Below are 24350 nucleotides of genomic sequence, written 5' to 3' on the forward strand. Positions count from 1 at the left end.
TCGCATTGTCGTTTTTAAACTATAGGCATAAAGCCCGCGCAGCAATATAGAAGGTATGTCCTATAGTTAAGCGCTGAGGATAAAAAGTCTCAAGGCTGAAACTCTGAAAAAACGAACCTTTACGATCAACATCGTAGCGATAGGAGTGATGATCAATGTCGAAATCAACCCCGAAAAAGAAAAGTGAGCAGAAACCGGTTAGTCGCGCCCCCGCCACGGGCATCGAGTCATCTCGACCTGGATTGGGAAGTCTGGCACCTGCGAACGGTTCTCATAAAGTGTCGGCAAAACCGACGCCTCCAGGCAAAGAGCCGACGGCGTCCGGGAGTACCAAAAGCCCGGAAAACACCAACGCTAAACTGATGGCACTGGAGATCCACCGTAAAAAAGGTGAAAAGCACGCCCTGACCACGGATCAAGGCACCAAAATATCCGATGATCAAAATTCATTAACGGCAGGTCGTCGCGGCCCGACGCTGCTCGAAGACTTTATTCTGCGCGAAAAAATCACTCACTTTGACCATGAACGCATACCTGAGCGCATTGTCCATGCCCGCGGAGCCGCCGCTCATGGTTACTTCCAGCCATACCGCAGCCTGTCAGATGTGACTAAGGCTGATTTTCTTGCCGATCCAAAAAAGAAGACGCCTGTCTTTGTGCGTTTCTCTACGGTTCAGGGATCTCGAGGTTCGGCAGATTCAGTGCGCGATATTCGCGGTTGGGCGACCAAGTTTTATACCGAGGAAGGCGTTTACGATTTAGTCGGCAACAATACCCCGGTATTCTTTATCCAGGATGCGCATAAATTCCCAGATTTTGTCCATGCAGTGAAACCCGAGCCACATAATGAGATCCCACAGGGCGCGAGTGCACATGACAGTTTTTGGGATTACGTATCGCTGCAACCTGAAACCTTGCATAACGTCTTTTGGGCCATGTCCGATCGTGGCATTCCGCGCAGCTACCGGACAATGGAAGGCTTTGGCATCCACACTTTTCGTTTTGTGAATGCCAAAGGGAAATCAACCTTCGTCCGTTTTCATTGGAAACCGCTGGCCGGAAAGGCCTCCCTACTGTGGGATGAGGCGCAGAAACTGGCCGGGAAAGATGCCGATTTCCACCGCCGTGATCTGTGGGAAGCCATCGAAAGCGGAGATTATCCGGAGTATGAACTCGGTGTGCAGTTGATTCCCGAAGAGGACGAGTTCAAATTTGACTTCGACCTGCTCGATGCCACCAAACTGATTCCTGAGAAGCTGGTGCCGGTAGAAATCATCGGCAAGATGGTGCTTAACCGCAACCCTGATAACTATTTTGCTGAAACCGAACAAGTTGCCTTCCATCCGGGGCATGTTGTGCCTGGCATTGACTTCAGTAATGACCCGCTATTGCAGGGCCGTCTCTTCTCTTATACCGACACACAAATCAGTCGATTAGGTGGGCCAAATTTCCATGAGATCCCGATCAATCGACCTACCTGCCCTTATCATAATTTCCAGCGTGATGGCATGCATCGGCAGGATATTGATACCAACCCGGCTAACTATGAGCCGAATTCGCTCAACGATAACTGGCCGCGTGAAACCCCCTCGGCGGCAAAAGGTGGGGGTTTTGAGAGTTACCATGAGCACATTGATGGCGATAAAATCCGCCAGCGGAGTGAGTCATTTGCTGAGTTTTACTCTCAGCCAAGGCTGTTCTGGTTAAGTCAGACGCCGGTTGAGCAGGACCACATTGTTGCGGCGTTCTCTTTCGAACTCTCTAAAGTCGCACGTGCCTATATCCGTGAACGGGTAGTGGATTTGTTGACGCACATTGATGTGCCGTTAGCGGAGCAAGTGGCGAACAACCTGGGGATTAAACTCAGTGATGATGCCCTGAAAACTCAGCCACCGAAACCGGTCAATGGTCTGGATAAAGATGATTCTCTGAGTCTGTATGCCAGCGGTAAAGGTGTTATTAAAGGGCGACAGGTGGCGATTTTGCTCAGCGATGGTGTCAATGCTGCGGACGTGCTCAATACTTTGCAGGCATTACAGGTGGCCGGCGTGCATCCAAAACTACTCGCCAGTCACTTAGGGGAAGTGGTCGCTGATGATGGTTCAACCTTACCGGTTGACGCCACGTTTGCTGGCTCTCCTTCCATTACCGTGGATGCATTACTGGTGCCTCACGGTCATATTGATGCGTTGCTGATGAGTGGCGACGCTCGGCATTACGTGCTGGAAGCTTATAAGCATCTCAAAGTGATAGGACTGAGCGGCGATGCTCGTCGTTTCAAATCCATGCTGGGCCTGGAGGATGGAGTGGCTGAGGAAGGGGTAGTCGAAGGTGAGAAAGCCGAAGGTGCGCTACTGGAGACTTTCCTTGCTGATATGCTTAAACACCGCATCTGGTCACGGAGTGCAAAAGCGGATGGCGTCCCTGCCTAGATAGCTAAACTCACGACGGGCTTTAAAACAGGCATTGGCAAGCAACAGGCAATGCCTTTGTTTTTTAAAACGTGTATAGGAAGGTCCTAACAGGATGAATAATCACCAAATTGACCCTAATTTGTGATGCTTATCACACTTTAAATGTATGTACTGATTTTGTTGTTACATCGTAGTGATCTTCATCACTAAATAACGGCACAATGATCAGTAGAGTAGCCGGGTGTCCTCCTGCGAAATATGACCTTAAATAAAGAGGAGTTTGTTATGTCTGACGTTTTCCACCTTGGCCTGACCAAAAAAGATTTAAACGGCGCGACGCTGGCTATCGTTCCCGGTGATCCTGAGCGCGTCGAGAAGATCGCCAATCTGATGGAGAATCCAGTCCGTCTGGCTTCTCATCGTGAATTTACCTCATGGCGTGCTGAACTTGATGGTAAATCCATCATCGTCTGTTCTACCGGTATCGGCGGTCCATCGACCTCTATTGCAGTAGAAGAGTTGGCTCAATTGGGCATCCGCACATTCCTGCGCGTTGGGACAACCGGTGCGATTCAGCCACACATTAATGTGGGTGATGTCCTGGTGACCACCGCGGCTGTCCGCCTGGATGGCGCAAGTCTGCACTTCGCGCCGATGGAATTCCCGGCAGTCGCCGATTTTACCTGCACCACCGCGCTGGTTGCTGCGGCGAAGGCCGTTGGCGCAGAAACGCACATCGGTGTGACTGCGTCTTCTGACACTTTCTATCCTGGCCAGGAGCGCTATGACACATACTCTGGCCGTGTAGTTCGTCGGTTTAAAGAGTCGATGAAAGAGTGGCAGGAAATGGGCGTAATGAACTATGAAATGGAATCTGCAACGCTGCTGACCATGTGTGCAAGCCAGGGCCTGCGCGCCGGTATGGTCGCGGGCGTCATCGTCAACCGTACCCAGCAAGAAATCCCGAATGCCGAGACGATGAAAAAAACCGAAAGTCATGCGGTGAAAATTGTCGTAGAGGCCGCACGCCGCCTGATCTAAAGGCCGCTGCTTTGCTTTTGCTTACGAATAACGGGCTGCTTCGGTAGCCCGTTTTTTTTATCTCAACATGTGAATCTGTTAAGGTTTGGGGAACGATAATTCACGAAAAAGGACTTCTTATGACAGCAACCATCTTACTTCATCCTTCGCTGGCTCCCCTTGACGGTGGTATTAACTTCCGTGACTTAGGCGGCAACAGAGCCGCAGATGGATGCCGTATTAAACGTGGTTGGTTGTACCGCTCCGGCTCGCTTGATGCGCTGACCGCGAAAGATTGCGATTTCCTAAGTAAAGTCCCGGTCACGCATATCCTGGATTATCGTGATGCCGATGAAGTTGCCGCAAAACCTGATTTACTCTGGCATGGTGCTCAGTATTGTCACGTACCCGCCAACCTGTTGAGCAATGAGGTGAATGCCAACCTCGAAAAATTGACCGCGCACACCATCAATGCTTTTGACCCTGAAGCCTTTATGCTTGAGCTTTATCGCCGATTACCCTTCAATAATGCGGCTTACCAGCAGCTAGCAACCTTGCTGATGCAACCGGATGGCGGTGCAATTGTCCAGCACTGCGCGGTGGGTAAAGACCGCACGGGAATAGGTTCTGCGCTGGTCCTTTTTGCGCTAGGTGCTGACCGTAACACGGTGCTGGAAGACTACTTGCTCACTGACACTACGCTGGCACCTTTTCGCGAACAAATGCTCAATCAAATGTCCATCAAACTCAGCGAAAAAGCACTGGCTAAATTTGCCTACGTACTTTCTGTGCGCGAAGCGTTTATTGAGACTGCGCTAAAGTCTATTGATGATTTGTACGGCTCCACCGATCTGTGGCTGGAAAAAGAGTATGGGCTGACAACGGTGCAGCGTGAGAATCTGCGTGACCGTTATCTTGAGTAGCTCCTGATATCAAATTCCACTCCCTTTGGTTAGCTTAAACGACGGGTTTTGAAGTACGTATGACGAGGAAGATCTTTGACCGTTAGCGACATTATTCACCTTACCACGGAGTTTGTTCGTGCGCATGAGGGCTGGGCAGTGCCGATTGTTTTTTTCCTGGCATTCGGTGAATCCTTGGCATTTCTTTCCCTGCTGCTTCCCGCCACGGTGATTTTGCTGGGACTTGGGGCATTGATAGGTGAAAGCGGCATTCCTTTCTGGCCGATCTGGGCGGCGGCGGCGGCGGGTGCCTTCGTCGGTGACTGGCTTTCTTACTGGATCGGCGCACATTTTCAAGATCGAGTCGGTAGTTTTTGGCCGTTTTCAAAACACCCACAGATGCTAGAACGTGGACATGCCTTCTTTGATAAATGGGGAATGGCCGGTGCTTTTATTGGTCGCTTCTTTGGGCCACTTCGTGCCGTTGTACCTCTGGTTGCGGGCATTTGCGGCATGCCGCAGCGCTATTTCCAAATCGCTAACTTTTCCTCTGCCTTGATATGGGCATTTGGAGTTCTGGCACCCGGCGCTTTTGGCATTCAATGGCTCAGCCGCTGGTTTTAATCCTGGAGGGATAAAAAGTTTTGCACAAGAGAGCGATAAGTGAAAAATCTCGTCGTGCGAGACGTCTCGCAAAGTGCCAAGTCGCCTCAAAATAGGCTGGACATCCATACAGCATCACTTTAACGTGACCACAATAATTGACTGAAATGGAGAGGCTGTGGACCTTAGCATCCTATACCTGTTGGGCGGCGGTTTGGCTGGCTTATTGTTGGGTTGGCTGGTTGCCAGCCTACGCCAGCAGCGACATCAGAACGAGCATGAAACACAGTACCGACTGTTACAGCAGGCGCTAGAGCAGCAGAAAGCGGAAAATGGCGAACTGAAAGCCGAACGCCAGCAGGCGCAGCAGCAGATCCGTCAGGCTGAGCTGGATCTGCGCAATTTACACAGTGAGTTGGCTGGCAACCGTGAAAAGTTACAGAGTCTGACGCATTGGCAGAGTGAATGTGAACAGTTGAATCAGGAATTGCGTGCCCAGCGTGAAATCAACAGTGCGCAGGAAGCTGAACTGCGCGAAGTCGCGACTCGTTTAGATGAAACCCGGATGGCGACAGAAGACAAACAACGGCTGCTGATCAACAGTGAACAGCGGTTGACCAGTCAGTTTGAAAATCTGGCTAACCGGATTTTCGAGCACAACGGGCGCAAGGCCGATGAGCAAAACAAACAAAGCCTGGATAAGTTGTTGTTGCCACTGCGTGAACAGTTGGATGGCTTCCGTCGTCAGGTACAGGATAGCTTTGGGCAGGAAGCGCGTGAGCGGCATACACTGTCACATGAAATTCGTAATCTGCAACAACTGAACGAACAGATGGCGCGTGAAGCGATCAATCTCACCAAAGCGCTTAAAGGCGATAATAAAACGCAAGGGAACTGGGGTGAGGTCGTATTGAGCAGGGTTCTCGAAGCCTCTGGCCTGCGTGATGGATACGAATATCAAACCCAAGTCAGTGTACAGGTTGATACCAATAGCCGCATGCAGCCTGATGTGGTGGTAAGACTGCCGCAAAAGAAAGACGTCGTAATCGATGCCAAAATGACGCTGGTGGCTTACGAACGCTATTTTAACAGTCAAGATGATACTGAGCGTGAAATCGCGTTGAACGAACATATTGCGTCTGTTCGTGGCCATATTCGGCTGTTGGGGCGCAAAGATTATCAGCAGTTACCGGGACTCCGCAGTCTTGACTATGTGCTGATGTTCATTCCGGTTGAACCTGCTTTTATGCTGGCCATCGATCGCGAGCCGGAATTGATAAGTGAAGCGCTTAAGCACAATATTATGCTGGTCAGTCCGACGACCTTACTCGTGGCATTAAGAACCATCAGTAACCTGTGGCGATATGAGCATCAAAGTCAAAACGCTCAGCGTATCGCTGACCGGGCCGCCCGGCTCTACGATAAGCTGCGTTTGTTCGTTGATGATATGGTGTCGATGGGGCAGAGTCTTGAAAAAGCGCAGGGCAGCTATCATCTGGCCATGAACAAACTGACGCAGGGGCGAGGCAACGTGATCGGCCAGGTTGAAAGTTTTCGTACTCTGGGTGTTGAAGTTAAACGTCCTATCAGCCCTTCTTTGGCCGAGCAGGCAAAAGCGGAAGACCAGCCGGAAAGCGCCACTTCGTTTGAAGATACCTTGCCGCAAGGGGATCATGGCAGGGTGCAGGAAAACAGTGATAGTGATGCTGACCCGTTCCGCGAAAGGGAATAGTCAGGTCTTATCTCCGTCGTTTCTCAGTGATTCTTCATGGGAATGTCTTTGACGGTTGAATCAGTATCTGTGATGGGGCTTTCACCGGGGTTCTGGTACACTTTATCCAATAGTTTGACTGAATAAGTAGGCATAAATAATGGAAAAGAAAACGCCGGAAACCACTCATTTCGGTTTTCGTACAGTAGCCAAAGATGAAAAAGCAGAAATGGTGGCAGAAGTTTTCCACTCTGTCGCGGCCAAGTATGACCTAATGAATGATCTAATGTCCTTCGGTATTCATCGTATCTGGAAGCGTTTTACCATCGACAACAGCGGCGTTCGTCGTGGCCAGCGCGTTCTCGATTTAGCGGGTGGTACCGGCGATCTTACTGCCAAGTTCTCCCGTCTGGTCGGTGAAACAGGCGAGGTGGTGCTAGCTGATATTAATGATTCAATGCTGAAAATGGGGCGCGAAAAGCTACGTAATCTGGGCATTGTCGGCAATGTCAGTTATGTGCAGGCAAACGCTGAAGCGTTACCGTTCCCAGATAACTATTTTGATTGCATCACTATTTCATTCGGTTTGCGGAATGTGACCGAAAAAGAAAAAGCGCTACGTTCGATGTTCCGCGTGCTAAAACCGGGCGGCCGTTTACTGGTGCTGGAGTTCTCCAAACCACTGCTGAAGCCATTGAGAAAAGCGTACGACACTTATTCCTTCCACATTTTGCCACGTATTGGTGAACTGGTTGCGAAAGATGCGGGAAGCTATCGCTATCTGGCGGAGTCCATTCGTATGCATCCTGATCAGGAAACGCTCAAAGGTATGATGGCAGATGCGGGTTTCGAAAATGTAACCTATAGCAACCTGACCGGCGGAATTGTCGCACTGCACCGTGGTTTTAAGTTCTGAGATGAGTATGCCGATGTTGTTGACACCGTTACTGACTGCCGCGATTGAAACATCGCTGAATTATCTGCTGTTCAGAGACCGAAGTCTGAAAGCTGCGCGAATCCGATTAGCGGGGAAAGTTTTGCGGGTGGAATTGCAAGAGCTGAGTTCTCCGCTAACGTTCATCTTCAGTGAGCAGAAAATCGATGTGCTGGGGCAGTGGGTCGGGGCGACGGATTGTACTGTGACGTCAAAACTATCGGTGCTGCAAAAATTACGCGATCGGCAGCAACTCTCTCCTCTGATGCGCAGCGGCGAGCTCATTGTCGAAGGCGATATTTCCGTCGTCCAGCAGTTAGTTGTGCTGTTGGATCTTGCTGAGTGGGATCCCGCTGAGATACTCGCCCCTTACATCGGCGATATTGCCGCTCAGGGCTTTACCCAGGCCTTAGCGAGCGGTTTTAGTCTGGTACAAAATGGCTTGAAACGTCAGCAAAGTTATGTGGCGCAAACGCTAACTGAAGAGTGGAAACTGGCGCCGGGAATGCTCGAAGTGGTGTGGTTCAACGATGAAGTTTCTGCCATGGCCCGAGAGCTTGATGCACTGGATAAGCGTTTCAATACGCTGGAGAATACGCCATGACTCCAGGTGAAATGCGACGCCTGTACCTGATTATTCGCATGTTTTTGACCTACGGTCTTGACGAGCTGATTCCTAATATCCGTTTAACGTTGCCATTGCGGCTGGGTCGATATCTATTTTTCTGGTTGCCGCATCGCCACAAAGATAAACCCCTTGGTACTCGCTTGCGTTTAGCTCTGGAGCAACTAGGCCCAGTGTGGATCAAGTTCGGTCAGATGCTGTCTACGCGTCGTGATCTTTTTCCGCCACACATAGCCGACCAGTTGGCGTTGTTGCAAGATCAAGTCGCCCCTTTCGACGGCGCACTGGCCCGCAAACAAATTGAACAAGCATTAGGTGGCCCGCTGGAAACCTGGTTTGATGAATTTGATCAGACTCCCTTAGCTTCTGCCTCGATTGCACAGGTCCATACTGCCGTTCTGAAAGAGAACGGGAAGCCTGTTGTACTCAAAGTGATTCGTCCTGATATTTTGCCGATCATTAAAGCGGATATCCGGCTGATGTCGCGTCTGGCTGGCTGGGTGCCAATACTGCTTCCGGATGGTCGCCGCCTTAAACCCCGCGAAGTGGTTAGAGAATATGAAAAAACGCTACTTGATGAACTGAATCTTCTGCGTGAATCTGCCAATGCAATCCAGCTGCGTCGCAATTTCATGGGTAGCCCGATGTTATATATTCCGGAAGTTTACCCGGATTATTGCAGCGAGCGACTGATGGTGATGGAGCGTATTTACGGTATTCCTGTTTCTGATGTGAAAGCGTTGGAAAAGCAGGGTACCAACATGAAATTACTGGCTGAACGCGGTGTCCAGGTGTTCTTTACTCAGGTCTTTCGTGACAGTTTCTTCCATGCGGATATGCACCCAGGCAACATTTTCGTCAGTTATGAAACCCCTGAAGACCCTTGCTACATCGGTATTGATTGCGGCATAGTCGGTTCACTGAATAAAGAGGATAAACGTTATCTGGCGGAGAACTTCATCGCTTTCTTCAACCGCGATTACCGCAAAGTGGCTGAATTACATGTCGATTCAGGTTGGGTTCCCCGTGATACCAATGTTGAAGAGTTTGAGTTCGCTATCCGTACTGTCTGCGAGCCTATATTTGAAAAACCGTTAGCAGAAATCTCCTTTGGTAACGTGCTGTTAAATCTGTTTAACACTGCTCGTCGCTTTAACATGGAAGTGCAGCCTCAGCTGGTTTTACTGCAAAAAACACTGTTATATGTTGAGGGGTTGGGACGTCAGCTTTATCCTCAGCTTGATCTCTGGACTACGGCAAAACCTTTCCTTGAAAGTTGGGTTAAGGATCAGGTCGGCTTACCGGCGATGCTGCGGGCGTTTAAAGAGAAGGCACCTTTCTGGATTGAGAAGATGCCTGAGATTCCTGATTTGATTTACCAGAGCCTGCATCAGCATAAGCTTTTGCAATACAATATAGAGAAACTCTCTTCGCAGATGCGGCATCAGAGTGTACGTCAGGCGCAGTCTCGATATCTTTTCGGTATTGGTGCAACGCTTCTGCTCAGCGGTACAATCTTGTTGATCGGACAGATTGACGTTTATCCGGCTTGGCTGATGGCCGCCGGCGTGATTTCCTGGCTTATTGGCTGGAGGCGCGGCAGTTGATCACTACAGCTTTTAGAACGATTTAAAGTATTTAAAATTGAGTGCTGCTTTTGGCGGCAATGGACGTAGTCTCTTTCATATTGAGGTGAAGATAATGGGTGGTATTAGCATTACACAACTTCTGATCATTGCGGTGATCGTGGTCTTGCTCTTCGGTACCAAAAAACTCCGTAGTTTAGGTTCCGATTTGGGTTCTTCAATCAAGGGTTTCAAAAAAGCCATGGGTGATGAAGACACTGCCAGTAAAGTAAAGAAAGACGGCGACACTGAGGACGTTGACGCTGATTTCACGACTAAACCTCTTGAGGTTAAACCAGACGTTAAAGCGGAAGAAACCAAAAGCCAAAACAAAGACAAAGAGCAGGTATAAACCGTGTTCGACATTGGATTTAGTGAACTGTTGCTGGTATTGGTGATTGGCTTGGTTGTACTTGGGCCTGAGCGTTTACCTGTGGCGGTCAGAACAGTTGCAGGCTGGATCCGTGCGCTACGTGCAATGGCGGCTTCGGTACAAAATGAGTTATCGCAAGAGTTAAAACTTCAGGAGTTGCAGGATAGCCTCAAGAAAGCTGAGGAATCTGGTCTTAAGAATTTTACACCAGAAATCAAAGCCTCTATGGACGAGTTGAAAGAGGCCGCTGAATCAATGAAGCGATCTTTTACCGCCGAGCCTGATGCGCCAGCTAAAGCGGTTGAAACCGCGTCTTCTGAAGGCAATACCATTCATAATCCTGTGGTGCAGGACGCTGAAGCCATGCATGACGAAGGTATTTCGCCAGCCACCGCCAGTCATGTCGCTTCTTCACCAGCGAAAGCGCCACAAAACGCGGTGGAGGCAGCGATTGCTTCGAGCAAACCTGCTCAGGCTGAAGCGACTGTCGAAGGCCATGTTGCCTCTGCGCCTCTCAATGAATCAGTGCAGGGCAATGAGCAGCAGACAACTGACTGTGAAGCTAACCGTACTGACACGTCAGCTCCGACGGATGAAACATTGTCAGCGGTAAAACCGACCCCATCGACTCATTCTACAGGCGAACGTTAAAATATGGCTGTTGAAGATACCCAACCGCTTATCAGCCATCTGATAGAACTGCGTAAGCGTCTACTCAACTCCATCATCTGTATTGTGGTGGTGTTCCTGGCATTAGCCTATTTTTCCAATGATATTTACTATCTGGTCTCTGCTCCGTTAATCAAGCAAATGCCGCTTGGGGCAAGCATGATTGCCACCGACGTCGCGTCACCATTTTTTACCCCAATCAAGTTGACGATGATTGTTTCGGTGTTCGTTTCCGCACCGTTTATTCTTTATCAAGTGTGGGGCTTTGTCGCTCCCGCGCTCTATAAGCATGAACGTCGTTTGATGATGCCGTTACTTTTCTCCAGCTCACTGTTGTTTTATCTGGGCATGGCGTTTGCCTATTTTATTGTGTTTCCGCTGGCCTTTGCCTTCTTTGCTAAAACGGCTCCTGTCGGTGTGCAAATTGCGACGGATATTAATAACTATCTCGATTTCGTCATGGCGCTGTTTATGGCGTTCGGTGTGTCGTTTGAAGTGCCGATCGCCATTGTATTGTTGTGCTGGAGCGGTGTGACGACACCGGAAGATCTGAAGAAAAAACGCCCTTATGTTTTGGTCGGTGCGTTCGTCGTCGGCATGTTGTTGACGCCACCTGATGTTTTCTCGCAGACATTATTAGCTATTCCGATGTACTTTCTTTTTGAAATTGGTGTGTTCTGTGCCCGTTTCTATGTCGGTAAGCGACGTCGTTCCGATGTTGATGCTGAAGATGATGAGCAGGATCAGGCTTCCTGATGATGTGATTGAAGTGAAAAACCGCCCCGTTGGGCGGTTTCTTTTTTAGGACCAGGTATGTTTGAAATCGGCGTAAATCTTACGAGTAATCAGTTTGATAAAGATCGTCAGCAGGTCGTGGAACGCGCCCGGGCTGCCGGGCTGTCTGGCATGTTGATCACCGGAACATCTGCGAGTGAAAGTATTGAAGCCTCGCGACTTGCTGCGGAGTATCCGCAGTTCTGCTGGTCTACGGCGGGTGTACATCCCCACCAGGCAAGTAGCTGGGATAACGAGACCGAGCAGTGCATCAGAGCGCTGGCTGCGAGCCCCCAGGTTGTGGCAATCGGCGAGTGTGGGCTGGATTTTAACCGTAATTTCTCGCCGTCTGATAAGCAGGAAGCGGCTTTCAGTGCACAACTTGCATTGGCAGTGGAACTCGAACTGCCTGTATTCCTCCATTGTCGTGATGCTCATCGGCGTTTTACCGATCTGCTGATGCCATGGCTGAATGAGCTTCCGGGTGCAGTAGTTCATTGTTTTACCGGTAATGAGCGGGAGCTTGAATGGTATCTGTCGCTGGGGCTATCTATCGGTATAACAGGATGGGTGTGCGATGAGCGCCGGGGACTGGAGTTGCGCGGGATGCTCAGACATATACCGGCAGACCGGTTGCTGCTCGAAACTGACTCCCCCTACCTGCTCCCTCGGGATATGGCGGAAAAGCCCAAAAACCGTCGTAACGAACCGGCTTTTTTACCGCACATTATCAATCAGGTGGCGCTTTGGCGCGGAGAGGATCCGGTATGGCTGGCGAAAAAAACCGAAGATAACGCACGTGCGCTGTTTGGTTTACCGAGAAGGATACAATAAAGGCACCTCAATGGGTGCCTTAGCTTTATACGCCAACTCAACGCATCAGAAGAAAATGAGGCATTGGTAATCAAATTTTCTGGAAATGTGTGTTATCGAGGCTTTGTTTAACCCTTTGATTGATAAGATTGAGCAACAACAATGAGCGGGCTTCGCCATCAGGTTCAGTATAAATTGCTTCGAACCCTTCAAAGATACCCTGCGTAATGACTACCATGTCGCCATTGTACGGCGTTTGCGGATCGCGCACTTCTGGCATGGGTTGAGTCATCAGTTGTTGGATGACATCTGGCTGCACTGTGGCCAGATGCGGGCCAAAGCGGACAAAATGACTGACACCACGCGTTGCGCTGATAGTCGTTGTGTGGATTCGTTCGGGATCAAACTGAATAAACAGATAGTTTGGGAACAAGGGTTCACTAACCGGAGTCCGGCGACCACGCATCATTTTTTCCAGTGTGATCATCGGCGTTAAACAGTTAACCTGTTGACGCTCTAAATGTTCTTTAGCGCGAAGAAGCTGTCCGCGTTTGCAATATAATAAGTACCAGGATTCCATAGTCTCACACACCTTCAAGCCTAGCAGTGAAGCATACCAAAAGTGGTAGGTGATAGACAGGTGGGAGGATGAGTGCAAAAAGTTATCAGGCACTTTACAGATTAATCTAACAATAAGACGGAGAGGCGTTTATGGAGTTGTTCTTGCTAAGTAACGGAAAGCTACCTGATGAGCCAGCGCTTTTAGGTTATGCTAATGAACATATTCAGGCAATGTTTAAAACCTTTAATATTCACTCCGCTGTTTTAATTCCTTATGCCTTGATCCGTAGTGACTACGATGCCCGTGCGCAAGACTTGGAAGACGCACTTGGGATAAAAGTAAGCAGTATTCATCATGCAGAGGCACCTTCCGAAGTCATAGAGCAGGCACAATGTATTCTGATCAGTGGTGGGAATACCTGGATGCTGAATCAGCGGTTGCATGAGAATGGGTTGATCGTCCCTATCCAGCGCGCCGTGCGTGAACGCAATGTGCCCTATATCGGCTGGAGTGCAGGTTGTAATGTCGCCACGCCAAGTATTCGCACGACCAATGATATGCCAGTGAGTAATTCAGTGGTGCTGCCTTCCCTTGGGCTATTCCCAGTGCAAATCAACCCACATTATATTGATGCACACCTAAGTGGGCACATGGGCGAAACTCGCGACGAACGCATTGCCGAGTTTTGCGCCGTTAATCCGAGTGAGTCGGTTATTGCGTTGCGTGAAGGCAGTCTACTACACGTCTCAGGTAATAATCTGAGCTACTTCAGTGCCAAAGGGCAGGGCTTTAAAGTCTTCCGCCACGGTCAGGAAACTCTGGAATATCAGGATACTCGGGCATTGAGCTCTCTGCTTCCGTTTAACTGCCAATAGTAATAAGTTTACCTTTCGCATCGTCAGTCCAATCGGAAATCGAGCTGACGGTTATACTGCCTTTCCAGTATCGGGATTAACTGACTGGTCGCGAAAAGGCAGCAACAACTCTGGAGAGCCCCTATAATGCTCTCCACCAATTTGGCGATAAAAATCAGCATGAAATACCGTGATTTACGTGACTTCCTCTCATTACTTGAAAAGAGAGGCGAACTGAAACGCATTACTCAGCCTGTCGATACCTATTTGGAAATGACCGAGATTGCTGACCGTACTCTGCGTGCTGGTGGCCCTGCATTATTGTTTGAAAATCCTAAGGGTTACGATATGCCGGTATTGTGCAATTTGTTCGGTACGCCTGAGCGTGTTGCCCTGGGGATGGGCCAGGAAGATGTGAGTGCTTTGCGCGAAGTCGGTGAGTTACTGGCATTTCTAAAAGAGCCTGAGCCACCACGTGGGTTCCGTGATTTTTACGACAAAATGCCGAAGTTCAAGCAAGTGATGAATATGCCGACCAAAGTTCTGCATTCTGCGCCTTGCCAGGAGCTGGTTTGGGAAGGTGATGATGTCGATCTGTCGCGCATTCCTGTGATGCACTGTTGGCCGGAAGATGCTGCGCCACTGATCACTTGGGGGCTGACCGTCACGCGTGGCCCGCACAAGCAGCGTCAGAATTTGGGGATTTACCGCCAGCAGGTGCTTGGACGGAACAAAGTCATCATGCGTTGGTTGTCCCATCGAGGCGGTGCACTGGATTTCCAGGAGTGGTGCCAGCATAATCCCGGCAAACCGTTCCCTGTCTCTGTGGCGCTTGGCGCTGATCCGGCGACCATCCTCGGTGCAGTGACGCCAGTACCGGATACGTTATCGGAATATGCTTTTGCCGGTCTATTGCGCGGCAATAAAACTGAAGTCGTGAAGTGTATTTCCAACGATCTTGAAGTCCCTGCCAGCGCTGAAATTGTACTCGAAGGTTATATTGATCCGGCAGAACGGGCACCTGAAGGCCCTTACGGCGATCACACTGGCTACTATAATGAAGTAGACAGTTTCCCGGTATTTACCATCACCCATATTACTCAGCGTAAAAACGCCATTTATCATTCCACCTACACAGGGCGTCCGCCTGATGAACCGGCCGTGCTGGGCGTTGCGCTAAATGAAGTTTTTGTACCGATTTTGAAGAAACAATTCCCGGAAATTGTGGATTTTTATCTTCCGCCTGAGGGTTGCTCCTACCGGTTGGCAGTCGTTACCATGAAGAAGCAGTATGCTGGTCATGCCAAGCGCGTAATGATGGGAGTTTGGTCATTCCTGCGGCAGTTTATGTACACTAAGTTTGTGATTGTCTGTGATGACGATATTAATGCCCGTGACTGGAATGACGTGATCTGGGCAATAACGACTCGCATGGATCCAGCGCGCGACACGGTGTTAGTTGAAAATACCCCAATTGATTACCTCGACTTTGCCTCACCCGTTTCCGGTTTGGGCTCGAAGATGGGTTTAGACGCCACCAATAAATGGCCGGGTGAAACGCAGCGCGAATGGGGTCGTCCTATTGTGAAGGATCCCGCTGTGACTGCGCGTGTCGATGCCATCTGGGATGAACTGGCTATCTTTGCCGGTGATAAATACGCCAGTAAAGCGCCAAACTATAATAAAAGTGCAAACAGCGGTAGCGCGAAGAAGTAACCGTATCGCTGTTTTCAGCTTTGCTTTGATGACCCTCAGAGGGAACGCATGACAACATTGAGCTGTAAAGTGACCTCGGTTGAGGCCATTACCGATACGGTGTATCGGGTTAGGTTATTGCCGGAAGCCCCTTTTTCTTTCCGACCAGGTCAGTATTTGATGGTCGTGATGGACGAGCGCGACAAGCGCCCATTTTCACTCGCTTCTACACCTGCTGAAAGCGAAATGATTGAGCTGCATATTGGCGCTTCAGAATTGAATTTGTACGCGATGGCGGTGATGGATCGTATCCTGAAAGGGCACAACATCACCGTAGATATTCCGCATGGTGACGCCTGGTTGCGTGTCGATGGTGATCGCCCGCTGGTGTTGATCGCAGGCGGCACCGGTTTCTCTTATGCACGTTCAATTCTGGTGGCGGCACTTGAGCAGCAACCGGATCGCGATATTTCCATTTATTGGGGCGGTCGTGAACTCAAACATCTTTATGATTTGGGCGAACTGGAAGCGCTGAGCGTGAACCATCCTAATTTGAAGGTGATCCCGGTGGTTGAACAGCCGGAAGAGGGCTGGCAGGGGCGAAGTGGTACCGTTCTAAGTGCTGTGCTGCAGGACTTTTCATCACTGGCAGGCCACGATATCTATATTGCAGGGCGTTTTGAGATGGCTAAAATTGCGCGCGAGCGATTTGTGGCAGAACGTGGTGCGTTAGAAGACCGTATGTATGGTGATGCGTTTTCCTTCATTTAATACTGACAATAAAAAATCGCCCTGACGGGCGATAAAACAGTAAAAAACGCAGTAATAAGAAGTCGATTGAAGCGGGCATAAACCCGCTTTTCACTTTATTATCAGACTCTTTCGAAAACTGTCGCAATCCCCTGACCGAGTCCTATACACATTGTGGCTACGCCAAACTGTACGTCACGGCGTTCCATCAGGTTAAGCAAGGTGGTGGAGATGCGTGAGCCGGAACAGCCGAGCGGATGACCTAAGGCAATGGCGCCGCCGTTGAGATTAATGCGCTCCTCCATGGTTTCCAGCAGCCCCAGATCCTTTGCGCAAGGCAGAGTCTGTGCGGCAAAAGCCTCGTTCAGTTCAAACAGACCAATATCTTGCACACTCAGTCCGGCGCGTTTCAATGCCTGTTGGGTCGCCGGTACCGGGCCATATCCCATGATGGATGGGTCGCAGCCGACGACTGCCATGGATTTAATTCGGGCGCGGGCTTTGAACCCCAATGATTTAGCTTTCGACTCGCTCATGATCAGCATGGCAGAAGCACCGTCAGAAAGAGCCGACGAGCTACCGGCGGTTACCGTGCCGTTGACTGGGTCGAATGCGGGACGTAAAGCGGACAGGGTAGCGACGGTGGTTTCGGGCCGGATCACTTCGTCATAGTTGTAATTTGTCAGCACGCCATCGGCGTTATGGCCATCCGTGGGGATAATTTCATTGGCGAAGTGTCCGGCGAGGGTTGCTGCGTGAGCCCGCTGATGTGAACGTGCGGCAAACTCGTCCTGCATTTCGCGGCTGATCTGATGCATCTTCGCCAGCATTTCTGCCGTTAGGCCCATCATACCCGCGGCTCTTGCCACGGTACGGCTGAGGCCCGGATGGAAATCCACGCCGTGACTCATGGGCACGTGGCCCATATGTTCCACGCCACCAATCAAGCCGATGTGTGCATCGCCAACCATAATGGCGCGGGCAGCATCATGTAGCGCCTGCATCGAAGAACCGCACAGGCGATTCACCGTAGTGGCCGGTACGCTATGCGGAATTTCCGCTAGCAGGGCGGCATTGCGGGCAATATTAAAACCTTGCTCAAGGGTTTGCTGAACGCAGCCCCAGTAAATGTCGTCAATTTCTTTTGGATCCAGCCCTGGATTACGGGTCAGAATTGCGCGCATCAGATGAGCGGATAAATCTTCAGCACGCACATTACGGAATGCCCCGCCTTTTGAACGGCCCATCGGTGTGCGTACGGCGTCAACAATGACTACATTTTCCATGATTTCGCTCCTTATGCCTCTGTGCCGATGTTGAGATCTTCCAGCGGTGCAGCGACTGGGTAATAGGTGTCATTGGTTTTGGCTTTTGTGCACAACCCCTTAGGTGCATGATATAGCGGACCAAGTTGCGCATACTGCTCAGTCAGTTTCAGGTAAGCCGCCGTGCCCAGCGTATCCAGGTATCGGAACGCGCCGCCGTGGAACGGTGGGAAACCAATACCATAAACCAGCGCCATATCAGCCTCCGCCGGACTGGCGACAATGCCCTCTTCCAGACAACGGATAACTTCGTTAATCATCGGGATCATCATGCGGGCAATGATATCTTCTGACGTGAATTCGGTCTTTTTAGCATCCTTGCCAGCCAGCAGTTTATCGACCTGATCGTCATTCTCTTTACGTGGTTTACCTTTACTGTCTTCGCTGTAACGGTAGAAGCCGAGTTGGTTCTTCTGACCAAAGCGCTGGCTGTCAAACAAAACGTCAATGGCATCGCGGTACTCTTTCGCCATGCGATCCGGGAAACCGGCTGCCATAACGGCCTGTGCATGATGTGCGGTATCGATACCCACGACGTCGAGCAAATAAGCGGGCCCCATTGGCCAGCCAAACTGTTTTTCCATCACTTTATCGATCTGGCGGAAATCCGCACCGTCGCGCAGCAACAGGCTGAATCCGGCGAAGTAAGGGAATAACACGCGGTTAACGAAAAATCCCGGGCAGTCGTTGACCACAATCGGCGTTTTACCCATGGTGAGTGCATAGGAGACGATTCGCGACAGCGTTCCTTCCGAAGTTTTGGCGCCCCGAACGATTTCGACTAGTGGCATACGGTGGACCGGGTTGAAGAAGTGCATGCCGCAGAAATTTTCAGGACGCTTTAGTGCAGCGGCTAATTGATCGATTGGAATGGTTGAGGTATTTGAGGCCAGCACGATGTTGCTGTCCAACAGCGCTTCCGCTTCCGCCAGCACGGCCGATTTTATTTTTGGATTCTCAACCACCGCTTCGATAACAATCTTAGCGCGCTCAATACCGTTGTAATTCAACGTCGGTTGAATAGTGGACAGTACTTTTGCCATTTTCAGGCCATCCAGCTTGCCGCGCTCAAGTTGCTTGTTCAGTAGTTTAGCCGCTTCGTTCATGCCCAATGTCAGTGATTGATCATTGATGTCTTTCATAATGACCGGCACACCTTTCAGTGCCGATTGATAGGCGATGCCACCGCCCATGATCCCCGCACCGAGAACGGCGACCTGCGCAGTTTTCTCACGGTCACCCGCCAGTTTTTTGGCTTTACCTTTGACAAACTGATCATTAAGAAAAATTCCGACCAGTGCGCGGGCTTCTTTAGATTGTGCGAGAGGAACAAAGCTGGCGGTTTCCAGTTTCAAAGCTTCATCACGACCCAGCTTCGCGGCAGCCTCAATGGTTTTCACGGCGGTCATCGGTGCGGGGTAATGTTTTCCTGCCGTTTGCAGCACCATACTCTTGGCCACGCTGAAGCACATTGTGGCTTCGACGCTGCTGAGTTTCAGTGGCTGAAGTTTGGGTGCACGGCGCGCCTGCCAGTCCAGTTTACGTTCAATCGCCTGCTGCAACATGTTCAACCCCGCGTCGCGGAGTTTGTCCACAGACACTACCGCATCCACCAGACCGACTTTCAGCGCCTCTTTGCCACTGATATCTTTACCTGCCGCAATAATCTCTAGTGCGCTGTCGGCGCCGAGCAGACGGGGTAAACGTACTGAGCCGCCGAAACCCGGCATAATCCCCAGACGAGTTTCCGGCAGGCCGATGCGGGCATCTGGCGTGGCAATACGGAAATCTGTCGCCAGCACACATTCACAGCCACCACCCAACGCATATCCTGCAATCGCGGAAAGGGTCGGCACCGGTAAATCTTCCAGGCGATTAAAGATGCTGTTGGCAAAATTCAGCCACTGATGCAGCTTCTCTGCGGGCGCATTAAACAGTGAAAGGAATTCGGTAATGTCAGCACCCACGATAAACGCCGGTTTTGCCGAACTTAACAGCAGAGCTTTGAGGTCGGATTGTTTTTCCAGCACGCCGATGGCTTCGCCAAGACTGGCGACAGTACGGGTGTCGAGCTTGTTAACAGAGCCGGGTGCATCAAATACCAGCTCAGCAATGCCGTCATGTAGCCAGTGCAGGTGAAGTGTGTCGCCTTGGTAGAGCATGTGTCTCTCCTGAATCATCTCGGATGATCTGGTATGACCAGATGAATGGAGTGTGGTTTTTATGTTAACAATTTGCAAATGAGATGAGTGTAATTTGCAGGCAAGATCACAAACCTTCCGGGGCTACGACCCATGCGTGGCTGTGATAAGATGCGGCATCGTTGTGCAGAAAAAAGGACTGTTTGATGGAATCGCTCTCTACGCTTTACAAAGAACACATCACTACGCTACAAGCGCGTGCGCGGGAAGTACTGCAACACAACCAGCTCGATGCGTTATTGATTCACTCCGGCGAATTGATAACCACTTTCCTTGATGACCACAGCTATCCATTTAAAGTGAACCCCCAATTCAAAGCCTGGGTGCCCGTCACCAAGGTGCCGAATTGCTGGTTATGGGTCGATGGAGTTAACGCGCCCAAACTCTGGTTCTATTCCCCCGTGGATTACTGGCACAGTGTTGAACCGCTGCCGAATTCTTTCTGGACTGATGACGTGGCGCTGTCGCCGCTGACGAAAGCTGATGACATCAGAAACCAGTTGCCAGCGGATTTAAAACGCGTGGCCTACTTAGGTTCAAGTCAGGATCGCGCCCTGCAAATGGGGTTGCTGGCTGGCAACATTAATCCTCAGGGTGTGCTGGATTACCTCCACTACCATCGCGCCTATAAAACAGGCTATGAATTAGCTTGTATGCGGGAGGCGCAAAAGGTTGCCGTCAGTGGGCATCGCTCGGCACAAGAGGCATTCCTATCCGGTATGAGTGAGTTCGATATCAACCTCGCTTACCTGACGGCTACTGGCCACCGTGATACCGATGTGCCTTATGACAACATTGTGGCATTGAACGAACACGCTTCAGTGCTGCATTACACCAAGCTTGACCACCAACCGCCATCTGAGATGCGTAGCTTTTTGATGGATGCCGGTGCTGAATATAACGGCTATGCTGCCGACATAACGCGGACTTACGTGGGTCACTCTGACAGCGATTTTGCTGCGTTGGTGAAGGATTTAAACCAAGAAGAGCTTGCGCTGATTGACTCCATGAAAGCCGGTGTGAGCTATACCGACTATCATGTCCAGATGCATCATCGCATTGCCAAATTGCTCAAAGCGCACAAGCTGGTGGTGGATATCAGCGAAGAAGCCATGGTCGAGAAAAACCTGACCGGACCTTTCCTGCCGCATGGTCTTGGCCATCCGCTGGGACTACAGGTTCATGATGTGGCTGGCTTTATGCAGGATGCGAAGGGCACGCATCTGGCGGCACCGGCGCAGTATCCTTTCCTGCGTTGTACCCGCGTTATCCAGCCGGGAATGGTGTTAACCATCGAGCCGGGCCTGTATTTCATCGAATCTCTTCTGGCACCATGGCGCGATGGCGAGTTCAGTAAGCATTTTGCGTGGGATCGTATCGAGGCGATGAAACCGTACGGTGGGATTCGTATCGAAGACAATATTGTCATTCACGATAATCATATTGAAAATATGACGCGTGATTTGAAACTGGCCTGATGCAACCTTATCCTGTTCCCGCTGAAGCTAGCAGTTTCAGTGAGGAAATAAAGAAAAGCCGCTTTATTACGCTTTTGGCACCGACTGAAGGTGTAGAAGCGGCGAAAGCTTTTATACAGGATGTAAGACATCAGCATCCGGCGGCAAGGCATCACTGTTGGGCGTTTGTCGCCGGAGCGCCTGCGGATTCTCAACAGTTTGGTTTTTCTGATGATGGTGAACCAGCGGGAACGGCGGGAAAACCGATCCTTGGGCATTTGATGGGAAGTGGCATTGGTGAGATAACCGCCGTGGTTGTGCGTTATTATGGCGGCATTATGTTGGGCACTGGCGGCTTGGTGAGAGCCTATGGCGGTGGTATTCAACAGGCGTTGAAACGACTTATCGTCCATCAAAAAGTCCCATTCAAAGAATATAAGCTGTACTGCGATTATTCCCAGCTCTCGATGGTGGAAAGCCTGATGCAGCAGGTTGGCGGTCAAATGCTGCATAGTGATTATGGTGCAGCAGTCAAATTGCGTCTGGCGTTACCAGCCTTCGAGGCGGCGGCAATTGTCATCCGTTTATATGATCTCAGTCGCGGCACGCTTCAATTAGAGCCGGTTTCATAAATTTTTATTCATTGGTTAATTCGCTGAGGAACGCGCCAGCATGCATTTTCGTGCCATAACACGCATCGTGGGGGTGCTCGTCATCCTGTTTTCTGGAACGATGATTATTCCCGGATTGGTTGCGCTGATTTATCGTGATGGCGCAGGGCGCGCATTCAGTCAGACATTCTTTGTCGCACTGGCCATCGGTCTTTTCCTGTGGTTGCCAAACCGAAAACAGAAAAGCGAGCTTAAACCGCGCGAAGGTTTTCTGATTGTGGTGCTGTTCTGGACGGTATTGGGAAGCGTGGGTGCACTACCTTTTCTCTTCTCTGAGCGGCCAAACCTGTCACTGACTGACGCCTTTTTTGAATCTTTCTCAGGCTTAACCACTACCGGTGCGACCACGCTGGTCGGTTTGGATTCATTGCCGAAAGCCATCCTGTTTTATCGCCAGATGCTGCAATGGTTTGGGGGAATGGGGATAATTGTGCTGGCTGTCGCTATCCTGCCGATTTTGGGCGTCGGGGGCATGCAGCTGTACCGCGCTGAAATGCCGGGGCCGCTAAAAGATAACAAGATGCGACCACGTATCGCTGAAACGGCGAAAACACTTTGGTTGATCTATGTTTTGCTGACCATTGCCTGTGCGCTTTCGCTCTGGGGCGCAGGTATGTCGGTATTTGACGCAATATCCCACAGCTTTTCAACGATTGCGATTGGCGGGTTCTCTACACATGATGCCAGTATTGGCTATTTCCATAGCGGTACGATTAACACCATTATCGCCGTTTTCCTGCTGATATCTGGTTGTAACTACGGCTTGCACTTTGCCGTGCTAAGTGGACGCAATCTGAAGGTGTATTGGCGCGATCCGGAATTTCGCATGTTTATTGGTGTGCAGCTAACGTTAGTGGTGGTCTGCACGTCAGTGCTCTGGATGCATGATGTTTACAGTTCTGGACTGGAAACGCTCAATCAGGCGTTCTTCCAGGTCGTGTCAATGGCTACCACCGCAGGTTATACCACCGACAGTATTTCCAAATGGCCGCTGTTCCTGCCTATCCTGCTGTTATGTTCGGCATTTATCGGCGGTTGCGCAGGGTCTACCGGGGGCGGGCTGAAGGTGATTCGCATCCTGTTGCTTTATTTACAGGGAACACGTGAGTTAAAACGGTTGGTCCACCCGAACGCCGTCTATACCATAAAGCTTGGTCATCGTGCGTTACCTGAACGTATTATTGAAGCGGTATGGGGTTTCTTCTCTGCTTATGCGTTGGTATTTATCGTGAGTATGCTAGCTATTGTGGCGACGGGCGTGGATGATTTCTCAGCCTTTGCGGCCGTAACAGCGACGTTAAATAACCTCGGGCCGGGCCTGGGTGTCGTGGCTGACAACTTTGCGTCGATGAACTCGGCGGCGAAATGGATCCTCATTGTCACTATGCTGTTTGGCCGACTTGAAGTGTTTACGTTATTGGTTCTGTTTACGCCGACCTTCTGGCGTGAGTAATTAAGAACCTCATAAAGAAAGGAACCTTGCTATGAAAGCATTGATGCTCTATTCAACACGTGATGGGCAAACACATGCCATTGCGTCTTATATAGCGAATTGCATGAAAGAGAAGTACGAGTGTGATGTGATTGACCTGGTGCACGCGGAGCATGTCACGCTTTCTCAATACGATAAGGTGCTGGTGGGAGCGTCAATTCGCTACGGACACTTTAACGCCGTACTTGATAAATTCGTTAGGCAGAATGTTGAACAGCTTAATACTATGCCATCGGCGTTCTTTGCGGTGAACCTTACTGCACGTAAACCTGAAAAGCGCACGCCACAGACTAACTCGTATGTACGCAAGTTTCTGCTGGCGACACCATGGAAGCCCGTGATGTGTGGCGTATTCGCCGGAGCACTTCGTTACCCGCGCTATCGGTGGATAGATAAAGTGATGATTCAACTTATCATGCGCATGACCGGTGGTGAAACTGATACCAGTAAAGAAGTGGAATACACCGATTGGGAGCAAGTTAAGAAGTTTGCCGAGGATTTTGGCAAGTTATCGTACAAAAAACCGCTCTAATGCTGGATCTCTGGGCGCATCGCCCAAAAAAAAAGCAGTTGAAAAGTTTTTTGAAATTAAGGGTTGCGGCCTTCTGAGAACTCCCTATAATGCGCCTCCACTGACCGGGAACAACGACTCCTCTAACGAGAACCAAGTCGCTCAGTCAGGAAGTTTCAACCCGGTGAAAACACCGTGTCTCGCAAGAGAAAAAGGTTGACTATTCAGGGAGGAAGCGTATTATATGCCTCCCGCGTTACCGAGATTTATCCGGCAACGCACACAAGACGATATCAGCCACCTCGGTGGCAAAAAATATCAAGTCTTAAAGAGTGACCAAGCAGTAATTCATTTAGTTGAATTATTACG

22 protein-coding genes are annotated in these 24350 nt (G+C 50.3%); 19 read left to right on the forward strand and 3 right to left on the reverse strand.

What is annotated here, in order from left to right; genetic code table 11:
- Nucleotides 1-155 precede the first annotated feature (155 nt).
- The 12 genes from katE to tatD all read left to right on the forward strand — a co-directional run bounded on the left by katE (nucleotide 156) and on the right by tatD (nucleotide 12484).
- A complete protein-coding gene (gene katE, locus IEV89_RS19585) occupies nucleotides 156-2432 on the forward strand; it encodes a catalase HPII (RefSeq protein ID WP_188475193.1) in 2277 nt (758 codons plus the stop codon).
- A 267-nt stretch (nucleotides 2433-2699) separates the two neighbouring features.
- On the forward strand, nucleotides 2700-3455 hold the full coding sequence (gene udp / locus IEV89_RS19590) for a uridine phosphorylase (RefSeq protein WP_188475194.1): 756 nt from the start codon (nucleotides 2700-2702) through the stop codon (nucleotides 3453-3455).
- A gap of 119 nt (nucleotides 3456-3574) precedes the next feature.
- Complete coding sequence (locus IEV89_RS19595) at nucleotides 3575-4357, forward strand: tyrosine-protein phosphatase (protein WP_188475195.1); 783 nt, start codon at nucleotides 3575-3577, stop codon at nucleotides 4355-4357.
- Nucleotides 4358-4432: 75 nt separating this feature from the next.
- Nucleotides 4433-4960, forward strand: coding sequence for a DedA family protein (locus tag IEV89_RS19600; RefSeq protein ID WP_188475196.1), 528 nt, complete (start codon nucleotides 4433-4435; stop codon nucleotides 4958-4960).
- 157 nt (nucleotides 4961-5117) lie between these two features.
- Nucleotides 5118-6671 carry a DNA recombination protein RmuC gene (gene rmuC, locus IEV89_RS19605; RefSeq protein ID WP_188475197.1) on the forward strand — a complete coding sequence of 518 codons (1554 nt, stop codon included), beginning with the start codon at nucleotides 5118-5120 and terminating at the stop codon, nucleotides 6669-6671.
- A 139-nt stretch (nucleotides 6672-6810) separates the two neighbouring features.
- Nucleotides 6811-7566 (forward strand): bifunctional demethylmenaquinone methyltransferase/2-methoxy-6-polyprenyl-1,4-benzoquinol methylase UbiE, encoded by a 756-nt coding sequence (ubiE, locus tag IEV89_RS19610; RefSeq protein WP_188475198.1) that lies wholly within the window; start codon nucleotides 6811-6813, stop codon nucleotides 7564-7566.
- Nucleotides 7567-7579: 13 nt separating this feature from the next.
- Nucleotides 7580-8188 carry a ubiquinone biosynthesis protein UbiJ gene (gene ubiJ / locus IEV89_RS19615; protein WP_188475199.1) on the forward strand — a complete coding sequence of 203 codons (609 nt, stop codon included), beginning with the start codon at nucleotides 7580-7582 and terminating at the stop codon, nucleotides 8186-8188.
- Nucleotides 8185-9816, forward strand: coding sequence for a ubiquinone biosynthesis regulatory protein kinase UbiB (gene ubiB, locus IEV89_RS19620; protein ID WP_188475200.1), 1632 nt, complete (start codon nucleotides 8185-8187; stop codon nucleotides 9814-9816). The genes ubiJ and ubiB overlap by 4 nt, the downstream gene beginning before the upstream one ends.
- Before the next feature lie 94 nt (nucleotides 9817-9910).
- Entirely contained in the window at nucleotides 9911-10186 is a 276-nt protein-coding gene (tatE, locus tag IEV89_RS19625; RefSeq protein WP_188475201.1) for a twin-arginine translocase subunit TatE, read from the forward strand.
- A gap of 3 nt (nucleotides 10187-10189) precedes the next feature.
- The gene (gene tatB / locus IEV89_RS19630; RefSeq protein WP_188475202.1) at nucleotides 10190-10858 is read left to right on the forward strand and encodes a Sec-independent protein translocase protein TatB; all 669 of its coding nucleotides are present in this window, start codon (nucleotides 10190-10192) and stop codon (nucleotides 10856-10858) included.
- A gap of 3 nt (nucleotides 10859-10861) precedes the next feature.
- The gene (gene tatC / locus IEV89_RS19635) at nucleotides 10862-11632 is read left to right on the forward strand and encodes a Sec-independent protein translocase subunit TatC (RefSeq protein WP_188475203.1); all 771 of its coding nucleotides are present in this window, start codon (nucleotides 10862-10864) and stop codon (nucleotides 11630-11632) included.
- Nucleotides 11633-11689: 57 nt separating this feature from the next.
- Nucleotides 11690-12484, forward strand: a complete 795-nt coding sequence (gene tatD, locus IEV89_RS19640; protein WP_188475204.1) for a 3'-5' ssDNA/RNA exonuclease TatD — start codon at nucleotides 11690-11692, stop codon at nucleotides 12482-12484.
- 70 nt (nucleotides 12485-12554) lie between these two features.
- Here tatD and rfaH read toward each other — a convergent pair whose 3' ends face one another.
- Entirely contained in the window at nucleotides 12555-13043 is a 489-nt protein-coding gene (gene rfaH / locus IEV89_RS19645; protein WP_188475205.1) for a transcription/translation regulatory transformer protein RfaH, read from the reverse strand.
- Between the two features lie 131 nt (nucleotides 13044-13174).
- On the opposite strand from rfaH, the gene pepE reads away from it, so the two are divergent.
- The 3 genes from pepE to fre all read left to right on the forward strand — a co-directional run bounded on the left by pepE (nucleotide 13175) and on the right by fre (nucleotide 16345).
- Nucleotides 13175-13900: a dipeptidase PepE gene (gene pepE / locus IEV89_RS19650; protein WP_188475206.1), complete on the forward strand. Its 726-nt coding sequence runs from the start codon at nucleotides 13175-13177 to the stop codon at nucleotides 13898-13900.
- A gap of 159 nt (nucleotides 13901-14059) precedes the next feature.
- Nucleotides 14060-15595 carry a 4-hydroxy-3-polyprenylbenzoate decarboxylase gene (gene ubiD, locus IEV89_RS19655; protein WP_229746539.1) on the forward strand — a complete coding sequence of 512 codons (1536 nt, stop codon included), beginning with the start codon at nucleotides 14060-14062 and terminating at the stop codon, nucleotides 15593-15595.
- A gap of 48 nt (nucleotides 15596-15643) precedes the next feature.
- Entirely contained in the window at nucleotides 15644-16345 is a 702-nt protein-coding gene (gene fre, locus IEV89_RS19660) for an NAD(P)H-flavin reductase (protein WP_188475207.1), read from the forward strand.
- 101 nt (nucleotides 16346-16446) lie between these two features.
- Here the strand turns inward: fre and fadA are convergent, their stop codons facing one another.
- On the reverse strand, nucleotides 16447-17610 hold the full coding sequence (fadA, locus tag IEV89_RS19665) for an acetyl-CoA C-acyltransferase FadA (RefSeq protein WP_188475208.1): 1164 nt from the start codon (nucleotides 17608-17610) through the stop codon (nucleotides 16447-16449).
- Between the two features lie 11 nt (nucleotides 17611-17621).
- A complete protein-coding gene (gene fadB, locus IEV89_RS19670) occupies nucleotides 17622-19811 on the reverse strand; it encodes a fatty acid oxidation complex subunit alpha FadB (protein WP_188475209.1) in 2190 nt (729 codons plus the stop codon).
- 185 nt (nucleotides 19812-19996) lie between these two features.
- On the opposite strand from fadB, the gene pepQ reads away from it, so the two are divergent.
- The 4 genes from pepQ to hemG are packed head-to-tail and all read left to right on the forward strand — an operon-like array spanning nucleotide 19997 to nucleotide 24002.
- Nucleotides 19997-21328 carry a Xaa-Pro dipeptidase gene (pepQ, locus tag IEV89_RS19675; RefSeq protein ID WP_188475210.1) on the forward strand — a complete coding sequence of 444 codons (1332 nt, stop codon included), beginning with the start codon at nucleotides 19997-19999 and terminating at the stop codon, nucleotides 21326-21328.
- The gene (locus IEV89_RS19680; RefSeq protein ID WP_188475211.1) at nucleotides 21328-21939 is read left to right on the forward strand and encodes an IMPACT family protein; all 612 of its coding nucleotides are present in this window, start codon (nucleotides 21328-21330) and stop codon (nucleotides 21937-21939) included. The genes pepQ and IEV89_RS19680 overlap by 1 nt, the downstream gene beginning before the upstream one ends.
- 40 nt (nucleotides 21940-21979) lie before the next feature.
- Complete coding sequence (gene trkH / locus IEV89_RS19685; protein ID WP_188475212.1) at nucleotides 21980-23431, forward strand: Trk system potassium transporter TrkH; 1452 nt, start codon at nucleotides 21980-21982, stop codon at nucleotides 23429-23431.
- A 31-nt stretch (nucleotides 23432-23462) separates the two neighbouring features.
- On the forward strand, nucleotides 23463-24002 hold the full coding sequence (gene hemG / locus IEV89_RS19690) for a menaquinone-dependent protoporphyrinogen IX dehydrogenase (protein ID WP_188475213.1): 540 nt from the start codon (nucleotides 23463-23465) through the stop codon (nucleotides 24000-24002).
- The last annotated feature ends 348 nt before the right edge of the window (nucleotides 24003-24350 follow it).

The organism is Hafnia psychrotolerans (assembly GCF_014639435.1).
GTDB classification, from domain to species: Bacteria; Pseudomonadota; Gammaproteobacteria; order Enterobacterales; family Enterobacteriaceae; genus Ewingella; species Ewingella psychrotolerans.